The sequence below is a fragment of the Streptomyces sp. NPDC002690 genome (assembly GCF_053592415.1).
On sequence record NZ_JBSFVR010000064.1, the window covers coordinates 13,126 to 27,450 of the forward strand.

The following is a 14,325-nucleotide window of genomic DNA, read 5'->3' on the forward strand; positions in this document are numbered from 1 at the left end:
CGCCATCCGGAATCATGGAAATAGATTGTGTGGATGATTGTCATCCACCAGATTTATTTCGCCTGGTGGGCGCCGACCCTTAGGGAGAAAGCCCGTGAATCTGTCCCGCCTGGATCTCAACCTCGTGGTCGCGCTGCGTGCCCTGCTGGAGGAGCGCAACGTCACACGTGCCGGACAGCGCGTCGGGCTCAGCCAGCCCGCCATGAGCGCTGCGCTGTCCCGGCTGCGGCGGCATTTCGACGACGACCTCCTGGCCCGGGTCGGCGGCCACTACGAACTCACCGCCCTCGGACAGGTCCTGCTCGACCGCACTTCGACCGCCTACGACGTGCTGGAACGTCTCTTCGCCAGCCAGGCGTTCTTCGATCCGGCCGCGGAGAGCCGCGAGTTCAAACTGATCGCGTCCGACTACGCCGTCGCCGTATTCGGCGCCGAACTCGCCCGGGTCGTGCACGAGGAAGCCCCCGGCGTCCGTCTGCGCTTCGCCCAGACACCGACCACCGTGGTCGACGACACGGCGACGCTCCTGAGCACCACCGACGGTCTGCTCATGCCGCACGGCGTGATCAGCGGGTTTCCCGCCACCGACCTCTACGAGGACAGCTGGGTCTTCCTCGTGGCGGACGACCACCCGAGCGTGGACGACCGGCTCACCCGCCAGGACCTGGCCCGGCTGCCCTGGGTCACCTACCAGCGCACCTACGACGCCCCCGCCGTGCGCCAGCTCGGGATGCTGGGTGTCGAACCGCGCGTGGAAGTCTCCGTGGACAGCTTTCAGCTGCTGCCGCTGCTCGTCGCCGGCACCCGGCGCATCGCCTTGATCCAGGCCCGCCTCGCCCGGCTGCTCACCCCTCTCGCGGCCGTCCGGGTACTGGAGCCGCCGTACGAGGCGGTGCCGTTGCGGGAATCGATGTGGTGGCACCCGGTGCACACCCACGACGCCGCCCACATCTGGCTGCGTGAGACGGCTGCCCGGGTGGGCCGACGCATGGCTGACGCCCCGGAGTGAACGGTGTTGCCCCGACGGGTGGTTCGGACACCTGATTCGAAGGCATCCACGGGGTGGATGGCAGGCATCGGTGAATCGAATCGTGGCAGGTCTGGGCAGGGCACCCGCGCGGACCCCATAGTCGTGGCACATCCCAGCGCCCCGCGGCGACGTCCTCGCCCGAGGTGTCTGTCGCCATGGCGCTGCGACTTTTCCGTCTCGTGTTCCGGAGTGCCGCCGTGCCTGTCCCGCCGCACCGCCTGCCCGCGCGGAGCGGCACTCTCCGCCGCACCGCGCTCCTGAGCGGCTCGAGCGCCCGAGGTCACCGCGTCGGCACTGCCGAGGTGGATCGGCGTACGACCAGTTCGGGTCCGAGGACGACGTGGCCGTGTTCGTGACCGGAACCCTGCGCCGTGTCTTCGACGAGCAGGCGGCCGGCCTTCCGCCCCATGGCGATGGCCGGCCGACGTACCTAGGTCAGCGGCACGACGGCGGACGCCGCGTACTCGATGTCGTCGTAGCCGACCAGTGCGACGTCCTCCGGGATTCTCAGTCCGGCCCGATAGAGAGCCTGCATCATCCCCAGTGCGAGCAGGTCGTCGGCGCAGAAGACGGCGGTCGGCCGGACCGGCAGGCCGAGTATGCGGTACCCGGCGTCCCTGCCCGCCTCCACCGTCAGCGCGGGGCACGACAACGCGCGCAGGGAGGCCGCGACGAGCCCGGCACCGCCGACAGCCCTGCGAGCCCCGGCGAGCCTGTACCGCGCCGAGGCGAGCCGGTCGGGGCCGCCGACGTAGGCGATGGAGCGATGCCCGAGCTCCAGCAGATGGCGCACCGCGGCGTAGCCTCCGGCGAGGTCGTCGCTCCCCACGGAACAGGCCGCGCCCTCGGGCGCGTACTGGTCGGCCACGACGAAGGGCACGGCGTGCCGACGGAACGCGGCCACGGTCCGGTCGACTCCGTCGCCGGAGAGCAGCACGGCGCCTCGCACCTGATGCGAGACGATCAAGGAGAGGTGCCGTCTCTCCTCGTCGGGGTCGCGGGCATCGGTGCAGACCATCACTCCGAGGTCCGCCTCTCGCGCGGCCTGCTGGACTCCGGTGGCCATCGCCGTGAAGAACGGGTCGGCAGGGCCCGGCGTCACGACGGCGATGACACGCGACGCGAGGCCGTGCAGCTGGCGGGCGCCGTCGGTCCTGATGTAACCGATCGCGCCGATCACGTCCAGTACACGTGTCCGAGTGGACTCGGCCACCAGCTCCGGGCGGTTGAGTACGTTCGAGACGGTCCCGAGCGACACGCCGGCTTCCCGTGCGACATCCTTGATGCCCACCCGGCGCCGCCTCGCGCCGTCCCCTCGCGTCCCGCCCTCCCCCGCCCTTTCGCCCGCGCGGACCGGCGCCCGGGGCACGGGGGGAAGGGAGCGCACGGCCTAACCGACCTGCGCGGGCGCCGTGCTGCCCCGCGTGACCAGGCGAGGCGTCATCGTCGTCCGCATGGCCCGGTCCCGCCGCCCTTCCACCCGCTCGATGAGCATGCGGGCGGCGGCGGATCCCATGGTGTGCCCCGCCTGGTCGACGCTGGTCAGCTGGATGGTCGCCAGTGCGGCCAAGGCCGTGTTGTTGTACCCGACGAGCGACAGGTCCTCGGGGATGCGCAGGCCGAGTTCGTGGGCGGCCCGATAGATGCCCAGAGCCGCCACGTCGGCTCCGGTCATGACGGCCGTCGGGGGGCGGTCCTGCGTCAGCAGGGTCATGCCCGCCTTGAAACCGCCCTCGTCGGAGTACGCGGCGTGCAGGACCTGCGCCCGCTCGGCGAGTCCGTGCCGTCGCATCGCGTCGAGGTATCCGGCGGTCAGCACGATCTCCGGGGTGCGCTTCCACTGGTTGGCCTTGGTGCCGGGAGCCGAGACCAGGGCGATGTCGCGATGGCCGAGCGAGACGAGGTGGTCGACGACGAGTCCCGCTCCGACGTCGTCGGCGTCGACCACCGAGTCGTGGGCGTCGGAGCCGTCGTGATGGCCGAGGACGACGGTCGGGACGGACGCCGCCGTCGCCAGCACCTCGTCCCGGGACGTCCCGGGCGCGATCAGGATCAGGCCGTCCATCTGACGATCCACCATGGAGCGAATGGTCTTCGCCTGTTCTTCCGGACCGAACCCCGCCGCACCGATGAGCACGGTGTACTCGCTCTGGCGGAGCTCGTCCTGTACGCCGTCGAGGATGTCGGCGAAGAACGCGTTACGGACGTTGTCGAGCAGGACGCCGATGGTGTAGGTCCGGCCGCGCATGCCGCGCGCCGCAGCGTGCGGCCGGTATCCGAGTTCGGCGATGGCGGCCTTGACCCTGTCCTGCATGGCAGGGCTCACGCCGTAGGCGTTCCGCATCACCTTGGAGACGGCGGCGGTGGAAACACCGGCACGTCGGGCGACATCGGTGATGGTCACGCGTTTGTTCTGTCTGGGTGTCGCAGCCCGGTCCATCGTGATCGCTCCGGATCTCGTAGTCGTGAGTATAACGGTCTACACCTCGACCCCCCTCCGTCGTCAAGACTTCTTCCGCAACACCGCAGTGTTACGTCTCCGTGTCTTGACGGAACCGACAAGGGAGTGCAGGGTGTTGCCCAATCCGAGCAGAGAACGTTCTACACGTTCGTCCGGACGGCAGGGCCCATCCGTCGCCCGCTGTGCCGCCCCTTTCCTCTCGCCTCTCTCCATACTTCTTGGGAGTCTTCCGTGTCCCCTCGTATGTCCCGTACCCGTCGATCGCGTCCCGCTCTGGTCGTCGCCGGCACGGCCTCCCTCGCCCTGCTCGCCACCGCCTGCGGTGGCAGCGCGTCCGGGTCCTCGTCCGCACCGAAGGAATTCAGCTACCTCAGCGTCACCGAGAACACCGCGGTCAAGACCGCGCTCACCACCCTCTCCGAGGGTGCCTGCAAGGCGCAGAACAAGGCGCTGCCGCTGAAGGTGGAGACGGTTCCGCAGGCGAGCCTCGACCAGAAGCTCCAACTCCTCGCGGGCCAAGACGCCCTGCCGGTCCAGTTCGCCGCCGGCAACGCTCCCGCCCTGACGAACCAGCTCGACACATCCGGCAAGGTCGCCGACCTGGAGACAGAGCTGAAGGGCCTCGGGGTCCTGGACCAGATCGAGCCCGCGGCGGTGTCCACGGTCAAGGCGCTGTACGGAGGCAAGCTCGCGGTCCTGCCGTACGAGTACAACATCGAAGGCATCTTCTACAACAAGAAGATCTTCGCCGACAACGGACTGCAGGAGCCGACCACGTGGGACGCCCTGGTGGCCGCTTCCGCGAAGCTCGAAAGCAAGGGCGTACAGCCCTTCTCCGCCTCAGGTCAGCAGGGCTGGCCCCTGACCCGTCTGATCAGCGACTACCTCTACCGCAGCCTGGGACCGGACGCGCTCCAGAAGGTCGCCGACGGCAAGGCCAAGCTCACCGACCCCGAGTACGTCAAGGGCGCCGAGGAGATCGCGGCCTTGGGCAGGAAGGGCTACTTCGGCAAAGGGCTGGGCTCCATCGACTACGACACCGCGATGAACCAGTTCCTGACCGGCAAGGCCGCCATGTTCTACATGGGGAGCTGGGCCCTGACCAACATCGCCGACGCCGACCAGAACAAGGTGGGCGCCCAGAACGTGGGGTTCATGCCCTTCCCGGCGGTCACCGGCGGCAAGGGCGCGATCGACCAGTACCCCTCCAACGTCGGCCTGGGAATCACCCTCGCCAAGAAGTCCTTCGACTCCAAGACCGGTGACTGGACGGCCTGCATCGCGAAGAACTACGGCGCCACCGCGCTGAAGGACCAGGGCGCCATATCCGGCTTCAAGGTCAACGGCGACGTCAAGGACGCCAACCCGGTCACCACCCAGGTCCGCGAGACGATCGGTGCGTCGAAGCAGAACGTGCTCTGGTTCGAAGCGCTGTTCAACACGAAGGCCACCACGGTCAGCCAGACCAACGCGGCCTCCCTGGTCAGCGGCAGCATGACCCCGCAGAAGTTCATGCAGACCGTGCAGGACGCCCTGACCGCCGAGTGACCGGCCGGGGCGGCGCACCATGCCTCCCTGAGGGGTGTCGTCGAAGTGTCCGGCACGCCCCGCGCCCCGTGTGCGCTGCCCCCGGTCCTGCCAGACAGGTCTCTCTCACGGCAACGAAGTGGACTCCACCCATGCACCGCGTCCTCGGTGACCGCAGGGCCATTCTGATCCTGCTCGGTCCCGCTCTCCTCGTCTACTCCCTGATCATGCTGGTCCCGATGGTGTGGTCGCTCGGGTACTCCTTCACCCGGGGCAACACCATCGACGGCTTCACCGGCAACGGACTGGACAACTTCCAGCGCCTGTTCACCGATGACGCCGTACGGGATGCCCTCTGGTTCACCCTCAAGTACGCCGCCGTGGTGACGGTCGGCCAGGTCGTCGCGGGCTACCTGCTCGCCCTCCTCTACGTCTTCTTCCTCAAGCGCGCCTCGGCCCTCGTGCGCACGCTCGTCTTCTTCCCCGTGGTGCTCCCCACGGTCGCCGTCGGCCTGCTCTTCCAGAAGTTCTTCCAGGTCGCGCCGCAGACGGGCCCGGTCAACTCCCTGCTGAACATGGTGGGCCTGGACCCGATCGACTTCTTCGGTAGCGCCGGCAGTGCCTTCTGGGTGCTGATCGCCATGGACATCTGGCGCTCCATGGGCTTCTACGCCGTCCTGCTCTTCGCCGGTCTGGTCGACATCCCGGACGAGGTCCTCGAATCCGCCCGGCTGGACGGAGCGACGGGACTCAGGCTGGTCCGGCACATCGTGCTGCCCCTGTCGCTCCCGGTGCTGATGTCGTCACTGATCTTCAGCATCAACGGAACGCTGAAGGCGTTCGACTCCATCGTCGCGCTGACCAACGGCGGCCCCGGCACCGGCACGAGCCCGCTGACCCTGTACATGTTCCAGACGTCGTTCACCTACGGCGACTACGGCTACGGCAGCACCGTCGCGCTGCTGCTGACCGTGGTGTGCCTGATGGTGAGCCTGGTCGTCTACCGCGTGTCGCGACGTGACCTCACGGAGGGCTGACCCATGGCCGTCGAAACCCCGATGAAGACCTCCGCCGGGCACCCACGCGAGGGCGCGTCCCCGCGAACCGCCCGCGCCCGGAAGGGCCGCGCCGGCAGCCGGCTCTGGGTGAAAATCGTCGTCGCGCTGCTCCTCGTCGTCGAGCTGTACCCGTTGATCTGGATGTTCTTCACGTCGCTCAAGACCAATGACGACTACCTGAACCACTCGACCTGGAGCCTGCCCACGACGTGGGAATGGGGCAACTACTCCGAGGCGTGGACCACCGGCAACATCGGCCTGTACATCCAGAACAGCCTGCTCGCCGTCGTCCCCGCACTGGCCCTGATGCTGCTCCTGGGCACGGCCGCGGGCTTCGCCCTGCAGATCATGGTCTGGAAGGGCCGCGGTCTCACGCTGCTGATCTTCCTCGCGGGCATGATGGTGCCCCCGCAGATGATCCTCCTGCCTCTGTTCACCGCCTACTTCCAGACCGGCCTGTCGGGCACATTGTGGCCGCTGATCCTCACCTACACCGGCACGGGCCTGCCCCTGACCGTCTTCATGATGGCCACGTACTACCGTGCCGTTCCCCGCGAACTCTTCGAAGCCGCCACCATCGACGGCGCCGGCATCCTGCGCGCCTTCTGGACCATCAGCGTTCCCATGGTCCGCAACGCCCTGCTCACCGTCGGTCTGGTCCAGTTCTTCTTCATCTGGAACGACCTGCTCATCGCGCTGACCTTCACCAACGACCAAGACCTGCGCACCATCCAGGTCGGACTGCTCAACTTCACCGGTGACTTCGGCGCCACCCAGTACGGCCCCCTGTTCGCTGCCATCTGCATCAATGTCTTCGGCACCCTCCTGATCTACCTCTTCCTCAACCAGAAGGTCATGAAGGGCCTGACCTCGGGAGCGGTCAAGGGCTGATACCAGCCCACCACCGCGCTCGCTCCCGCACGTGCAAGAAAGGCCCTCCCCTTTGCTCCCCCCTCAGCCCTCCCCGGTGTCCTTCGAGCACCTTCCGGACGGACTCGGCGTCGGCGTCGCCGCCCCCCGGCTCACCTGGACACTGCCGCCCGGATCCGGCCGACAGCAGGCGTACGAACTGGAAGTCGACCGAACAGGTGCCGTCCGACGGACCGGACGCGTCGCCGACCACACCCACGTGCTCGCACCCTGGCCGGGGAAACCCCTGGCCTCCAGGGAACGCGCGAGTGTCCGGGTCCGCGTCTGGACCCCGGGCGCCCCGGAACCGTCCGCCTGGAGCGATCCGCGGCCCGTAGAAGCCGGCCTGCTGGCACCGACCGACTGGCACGCGCTCCCCGTCGGAGCCGGATGGGACGAGGACCCGCAGGCCCAGCGCCGCCCGGCCCGGGTCCGCAAGGACTTCCGGCTGGACCGCCCCGTGGCCCACGCACGCCTGTACGTCTCGGCGCACGGCCTGTACGAGGCGGAGATCAACGGCCGCCGGGTGGGCGACGAGACGCTCGCTCCGGGGTGGACCGTCTACCCCCGACGGCTGCGCTACCGCACCCACGACGTCACCGGCCACCTCGCCGAGGGCGCCAACACCATCGGGGCCTGGCTCGGAGACGGCTGGTACCGGGGCAAGTACGGCTTCGACGGTGGCACCCGCAACATCTACGGCACCGACCAGGCGCTCATCGCACAGCTGGAAGTGCGCTACCGCGACGGCACCACCCTCGTCGTGGCGACGGACGGCACCTGGAGCGCGGCGCCCGGCCCGATCCTGACCAGCGGCCTCTACGAGGGCGAGACCTTCGACGCCCGACTCCACGATCCGCACTGGTGCACACCCACCCCCTCGCCCGCCCCGGCCGACGCGTGGACGCCCGTACGGACGGGCCGACGCGACCCCGCGACCCTGGTCGCACCGATGGGGCCCCCGGTCCGCCGCACCGGAGAGATCGCCCCTCTCGCCATCACCCGCACCGAGGACGGACGCCACCTCCTCGATTTCGGCCAGAACCTCGTGGGCCGCCTGAGCGTCACGGTCGACGGCCCGGCGGGCACCACCGTCGTACTCCGGCACGCGGAAGTGCTGGAGGACGGCGCCCTGGCGACGCGACCGCTGCGGGAGGCGTACGCCACCGACACCCTGATCCTCGCCGGCGAAGGCCCGCTCACCTGGGAGCCGCGCTTCACCATCCACGGCTTCCGCTACGCCGAAGTGACCGGCTGGCCAGGCCAGTTGACCGCGGACATGGTGAAGGCGCGCGTCCACCACACGGACATGCGCCGCACCGGCTGGTTCGAGTGCAGCGACCCCCTGGTCAACCGCCTGCACGAGAACGTCGTCTGGAGCATGCGCGGCAACTTCGTGGACATACCGACCGACTGCCCCCAGCGCGACGAACGCCTCGGCTGGACCGGCGACATCCAGGTCTTCGCCCCCACCGCGAGCTTCCTCTACGACTGCGCGGGCATGCTCGACTCCTGGCTCACCGACGTGGGCCTGGAACAACTCCCCGACGGCACCGTCCCCTGGTACGTACCCGTCATACCCGGGGCCCCGATGTGGACGCCGATCCACCCCGGGGCGGCCTGGGGAGACGCCGCCACGCTCACCCCCTGGACCCTCCACCAGCGCTTCGGCGACATCGGTCTCCTCCGACGCCACTACCCCATGGGCAAGAAGTGGGTGGACCTGGTGGAGCGCCTCGCCGGCCCGACGCGTCTGTGGGACACCGGATTCCAGCTGGGCGACTGGCTCGACCCCGCCGCCCCGCCGGAGGACCCGGCAGCCGGCGTCACCGACCGCTACCTCGTCGCCACGGCCTACTTCGCGCATTCCGCTCGCCACCTCGGACGTGCCGCGGCCGAGTTGGGAAGGACCGCGGATCGCGACAGGTACACCACGCTGGCCGACGAGGTCACGGAAGCCTTCCGGCGCCGGTACGTCCTGCCGTCCGGCCGCATGACGAGCGACAGTCCCACCGCCTACGCCCTGGCAATCGCCTTCGACCTGCTCACGCCCCTGCAGCGCCAGGACGCCGGGGGCCGGCTCGCCGAACTAGTCGTCAGGGATGACGCCCGCATAGCCACCGGCTTCGTCGGAACTCCGCTGATCTGTGACGCGCTCACCGACACCGGACACCTGGACGTCGCCTACCGGTTGCTGCTCCAGACCCAATGCCCGTCCTGGCTGTACACCGTCGCGCAGGGCGCGACCACGATCTGGGAGCGCTGGGACAGCCTGCGGCCGGACGGCAGCCTCAACCCGGGTGGGATGACCTCCTTCAACCACTACGCGCTCGGCGCCGTCGCGGACTGGCTGCACCGGGTCGTCGGCGGCATCACCGCCACGGCCCCCGGCTACCGGGAAATCACCTTCCGACCGAGGCCTGGTGGCGGAATCACGTGGGCCCGCACCCGCCATGAGACCCCGTACGGCACCGCGGGCCTCTTCTGGGAACTGACCGCCACCGGCCTGACCGCCCACTGCACCGTTCCCGAAGGAGCCCGGGCCACCGCCGAACTGCCCGGCTGTCCGCCTGTGTCCATCGGCCCGGGTGAACACGTGCTCGAAACTGCCGCAATTTCCGGTGCGGCCGCTTGAACCAAGCGCGCCAAGCGCACGCGACCAACCCTGGACCGCTCGACGCGACCATTTTCCGCGTCGGGCGGTCCAGGATTTTTAAGGCTTCGTTCACGCATCCTGTATCACTGCCGTGAATGTCTCCGATCCGGCGGGTCGATGGAAGAGGGCGTCGGGTGGAGTTCTCTTTGAAATTTTCAATCCATCCCTCTCGGCTAGATATTGTTTTCGCTGGTCAGCGGCTCATTTGCGGAGGCTGCGCCGAAGGGTTGACCTGGGGGTTAACGGGCAATAGCTTTCCATCTGTTGGGCGAGACGCTTCGCGAGCCTGCGCCGATGCGCACGAGAATCGCTGTCGCGGGACGCGGCAGGGCGGTCTCGGAATAAGCGAAAAGAAGACGCATGCGCGTGTGTTGCGCACGAGTCCCATGCGTTGCCCGTAAGCCGGGGCCGCCCGGAATCCTGACTTTTCGGTCGGCCCCCATTTCCCTCCCGTGACGGAAGTTCGAGCAGCCGTCCATACGTATCCGGAGAGCCGCTGTGAACAGAAGACAATTTCTCTCTGCCGCCACCTTCACCGCGTTGGCCGTGGCCATGGTCCCGGTCATGAGCGGCCAGGCAGTGGGCGTGACCGACTCAGCCTCACAGGACCGGGCCGATGCCCTGCTGGCCCGGATGACCGCGGCCGAGAAGGAGGCCCTCGTGCGCTGTGACTTCGCAGCCGTCGCCCACCTGGGCATCCCCGCCCTGACGATGGTCGACGCTTCGGCCGGCCTTCGGGGCGAGAAGGGGGTGACCGCCTTTCCCGTACCCGTCGCTCAGGCGGCGACCTTCGACGAGGGCCTCGCCGGCCGCATCGGAGAGGCGATCGGCGCCGAGGGCCGAGGCAAGGGCTACAACAACGTGCTGGGCCCGACCGTAGACGTGACGCGGACCTGGCATTCTGGCCGTCAGGCCGAGGGCATGGGGGAAGACCCGCTGCTGGCCGGCCGCCTGGGAGCCGCTCTCACCGTCGGCATGCAGAGCCGGCAGGTGGTCGCCACCGTGAAGCACTTCGCGGCCTACACGCAGGAGACCAACCGGTTCTTCACCGACACCGAGGTGACGGACCGCGCCCTGCACGAGATCTACGAGACGCCCTTCCGCCACGTGATCGCCGCCGCGCCGACCACATCGGTGATGATGGCCTACCCGAAGATCAACGGCACCTTCGCCACGCAGAACCCCGCCCTGTTCGACGACCTCAAGACGGGTATCGGCCTCCAGGGTTACACGGTGCCGGACTTCTGGGCCGGTGACGACCAAGTCGCAGCCGCCCAGGCCGGCATGGACCTCGCCGGGCTCGGACCCGGCGCGGTGACGCTTCCCGCGGGCAGCCTCACGGAGGGCGCGGTACCGGCCGCGCGGCTCCACGACGCCGCCCGCCGCATCCTCGTCCCGATGTTCGCGAACGGTCTCTTCGACAGTCCCGTACCGGCCCCCGCCGACGACGTCAGCACCCAGGCACACCGGGACCTCGCCCACGAGGCCGTGATCGCCTCCACGGTCCTGCTCGCCAACCGCTCGTCCGCCCTGCCGCTGACCACCTCGGTGAAGTCGCTGGCCGTCATCGGTCCCGCCGACGCCGACGCCGTGACCGGTGTGGGCGGTTCCAGCTACGTCGATCCCGGTACATGGACCACCCCGCTCCAGGCCATCCGGGCGCGTGCCGGGAACTCCGTCACGGTCACCCATGCCCAGGGCACCAAAGGTGACCTGCCCCTGACCGTGGTCCCCTCGGCGGTGGTGCGCGACAGCGCGGGCAAGGCCGGCCTGACCGCCGCCTACTTCGCGGGCGCCGACCCCACCGGGTCTCCGTTGCTGACCAGGACCGACACGGTGGTCGACTTCACCAGCGCGCCCGCGGCGAATCTCCCCGCCGTCTGGTCCGCGAGGTGGACAGGCACCCTCGTACCGACCACCACCGGTCTGCACCGCTTCTCCCTGCTGCCCGCCGGTACGGCCACCCTGAAGATCAACGGCACCGAGGTCGTCTCCGGCACCCGGCAGATGCGCCGCTTCTTCCTCGGCCCGTTCGACTACCCGCTCCAGGGAACCGCCCAGCTGACCGCGGGCCGTGCGGTGAGCATCGAACTGACCTATACCAACGCCACCGCCGAGACCGGCACCTGCGGCCTGACCCTGGGCTGGCAGCCAAACTCCCTGGTCCCCGCCGCGGTCACCGCGGCGCGAGCGGCCGACGCCGCCGTGGTCTTCGTCAACCGGATTTCCGGCGAGGCCATGGACCACTCACGACTCGACCTGCCCGGTGACCAGAACCAGCTCATCAGCGCCGTGGCGGCCGCGAACCCGCGCACGATCGTCATCCTCAACACCGACGGCCCCGTAGCCACCCCCTGGTTGAACGAGGTCGAGGCCGTCATCCAGCTCTGGTACGGGGGTCGGGGCATGGGTACCGCCCTCGCCGCCGTCCTCTTCGGCGACAGCGACCCCTCCGGCCGCCTCCCCGTCACCTTCCCCGCCGACGCCACCCAGGGGCCCGGCACCACCTCCGCGACCTACCCGGGCACGAACGGCACGGTCTCCTTGGACGAGGGCACCTCCGTCGGCTACCGCTACTACGACTTGGCGGGACAGCAACCGCGCTTCGCCTTCGGCCACGGCCTCTCCTACACCTCCTTCGCCCACGGATCGCCGGAGGTGACCCACGACCGGGCGAACAGGCGCGTCACCCTCTCCGTGACGGTCACCAACACGGGTGCGCGCAAGGGCACGGATGTGGTCCAGATCTACGCGACTCTGCCGCCTGCGGCAGCGGCGGAACCCCGCCGACTGGTCGGCTTCCAGAAGGTCACTCTGGAAGCAGCGGGCTCACGACGCCTGACCTTCACCGTCCCGCAAGGGGATCTGTCCGTCTGGAAGCCGGGCGGCTGGGTCCTCACTCCGGGCCTGTACACCTTCGCCACCGCACGCTCGTCCCGTGACCTGACAGCGCGGCGAAGCTTGACCGTCAGCTGACCGCGCCCGCCTCGGCACCCGGAGCACGGCCGTGCAAGGTCTCCGGGCGGTCCGTGCTCCAGGCCCCGTCACCGCACCGGCTCTCAGCACGAATTCCACTTGTGCGTACGAGCCACGGGGTGCGGGACCGCATCGTCCCCCAACCCGTCCGCCGTGCCGCAGGCCTGCGGCACCGCACACCCACGCCCCCACCTTTTGATCCGACCCCATCGGCACGGAGCATGCTCATGTCTTCAGCACCAAGACGCCCCGCCGCACGACACGGTACGCATCGCCGCACCGCGGCAGTCGTCGTCGCTTCCCTCATCGGCCCGCTGGCCGCGTGCGGCGGACACGTCGGCAGGGACGAGAACACCTTGAGGATCACTGCCAACGTCACCGACCGCACCTCCATGGACGCGGTGATCGCGGCCTTCGGCAAACTCGATCCCGAAGCGAAGGTGTCCGTGACCTACGCCGAAACGGATCAGCTCCAGGAGAACCTCGCCGCGCAACTTGCCTCGGGTGACGGCCCCGACCTCTTCACGGTATCGCCCGGCAACGGGAACGCGGCTTCCGTGATGCGCCTCCAGGCGGAGGGCCGGCTCTACGACCTCAGTGCGCGCCGGTTCGCCGTGGACCTTCCCGAAGACGCCGCGTCAGTCGTCCAGGTCAAGTACCACACCTTCGCCGCGCGCGGCACTCACACCCGTTCACGCGCCTGTCGCGAAGAGGACACCGCCTTCAGCAGCCGTTCCCTCTGCTCCATGAACTCGTGCGGCACCCGATGGTACTCATGGCCCCGTTCCCGGCTGCGCAGCGTGCAAACCGCCGCGAAAACGGCCAGGAACCCGTATCCGTGCAGTGATTCGGGGTCAACGCCGTCTACCCGGACGTGGAGCGCGCAGCGGCCGTCGGGCGGCCAGTGCCCGGAGGGAGAACGCCGGCCGGCGCGCGAGGTGGTCGCGGTGGCGTGCCGACCAGCACCGGTCCCCCGGAGCCACTCGCGTTCCTCTCGTCCCAGCGGGAGCGGCGACTCGTGTGCCGTGGGTCACGTTCGCGCGTGGCGAGGTGTGCCCCCGCTGTGAAGGTCGGGCATTCTCTCTCGGCGGCCGTGCGAAGAGGCACGGCCCGGCGACCGGCTGGGGGAGAAATGTCGCGACACGCGGGCAGGGAGCAGGAGCGGGGAACGGACCGCGGCCGAGGCGTGATCGAGGGGGCGTTCGCGCTTCTGGAGGCGTTGCGCGGGTGCGGCGGGGAGGCAGGGCTCACCGAGATCGCCGCGGGCTGTGCCCTGCCCAAGGGGAGCGCGCACCGGCTGCTGGAGCAGCTGTTGCTGGTGGGCGCGGTGGAGCGGCGGGGCAGCCGCTATCGCGTCGGCTCGCAGCTCTACCGCCTCGGGCAGGCGTGGGAGCCACACCCGGGTTTACGGGTGGCGGCCCGTCACCCGCTGCACCGGCTGCGGGCGATCACCGGGGCGAGCACCCTGCTGACCGTGCTGCACGACGGCCGGGCACTCACCGTGGCGTCCGTGCCGGGCGAGGCAGAGCCGTTGGTGCCGGTGCGGAACGGGATGAGCTTCCCGCTGGACACCGCGGCCGGCCAGGTGCTGAGCGAGCGGGTCCGGACCGGCTCCCGGGGCCGGCTGCCGGGGGCGGTGCTGGAGTGCGCGGAGGTGATGGACGGGGTGTGTTGCGCGGCGCTGCCGGTGAGGGGGCGCGACGACCGG

Annotated in this window: 9 protein-coding genes and 1 pseudogene; 8 read left to right on the forward strand and 2 right to left on the reverse strand. The window is 69.4% G+C overall.

All coding sequences use genetic code 11. The features are described 5' to 3' along the window. The first annotated feature begins 94 nt into the window (after positions 1–94). Positions 95–1,009 carry a LysR family transcriptional regulator gene (locus ACWD3D_RS11560; protein ID WP_451460687.1) on the forward strand — a complete coding sequence of 305 codons (915 nt, stop codon included), beginning with the start codon at positions 95–97 and terminating at the stop codon, positions 1,007–1,009. A gap of 301 nt (positions 1,010–1,310) precedes the next feature. Here ACWD3D_RS11560 and ACWD3D_RS11565 read toward each other — a convergent pair. Together ACWD3D_RS11565 and ACWD3D_RS11570 are read right to left on the reverse strand one after the other, a co-directional pair. Continuing rightward, a pseudogene (locus tag ACWD3D_RS11565) lies at positions 1,311–2,321 on the reverse strand (LacI family DNA-binding transcriptional regulator). A 99-nt stretch (positions 2,322–2,420) separates the two neighbouring features. Beyond that, on the reverse strand, positions 2,421–3,434 hold the full coding sequence (locus tag ACWD3D_RS11570) for a LacI family DNA-binding transcriptional regulator (RefSeq protein WP_451460688.1): 1,014 nt from the start codon (positions 3,432–3,434) through the stop codon (positions 2,421–2,423). 288 nt (positions 3,435–3,722) lie between these two features. On the opposite strand from ACWD3D_RS11570, the gene ACWD3D_RS11575 reads away from it, so the two are divergent. From ACWD3D_RS11575 to ACWD3D_RS11605, 7 genes are all read left to right on the forward strand, one after another. Next, entirely contained in the window at positions 3,723–5,039 is a 1,317-nt protein-coding gene (locus ACWD3D_RS11575) for an ABC transporter substrate-binding protein (RefSeq protein WP_451460689.1), read from the forward strand. Positions 5,040–5,170: 131 nt separating this feature from the next. Beyond that, positions 5,171–6,055 (forward strand): carbohydrate ABC transporter permease, encoded by an 885-nt coding sequence (locus ACWD3D_RS11580; RefSeq protein WP_451460690.1) that lies wholly within the window; start codon positions 5,171–5,173, stop codon positions 6,053–6,055. Positions 6,056–6,058: 3 nt separating this feature from the next. Continuing rightward, the gene (locus ACWD3D_RS11585; protein WP_451460691.1) at positions 6,059–6,967 is read left to right on the forward strand and encodes a carbohydrate ABC transporter permease; all 909 of its coding nucleotides are present in this window, start codon (positions 6,059–6,061) and stop codon (positions 6,965–6,967) included. A gap of 76 nt (positions 6,968–7,043) precedes the next feature. Further along, the gene (locus ACWD3D_RS11590; RefSeq protein WP_451460692.1) at positions 7,044–9,620 is read left to right on the forward strand and encodes a family 78 glycoside hydrolase catalytic domain; all 2,577 of its coding nucleotides are present in this window, start codon (positions 7,044–7,046) and stop codon (positions 9,618–9,620) included. A gap of 585 nt (positions 9,621–10,205) precedes the next feature. After that, entirely contained in the window at positions 10,206–12,617 is a 2,412-nt protein-coding gene (locus tag ACWD3D_RS11595) for a beta-glucosidase H (RefSeq protein WP_451460693.1), read from the forward strand. 227 nt (positions 12,618–12,844) lie between these two features. Then, a complete protein-coding gene (locus ACWD3D_RS11600) occupies positions 12,845–13,684 on the forward strand; it encodes an extracellular solute-binding protein (protein WP_451460694.1) in 840 nt (279 codons plus the stop codon). Positions 13,685–13,749: 65 nt separating this feature from the next. Further along, a partial coding sequence (locus ACWD3D_RS11605) for a helix-turn-helix domain-containing protein (RefSeq protein ID WP_451460695.1) occupies positions 13,750–14,325 on the forward strand: 576 nt, incomplete at its 3' end.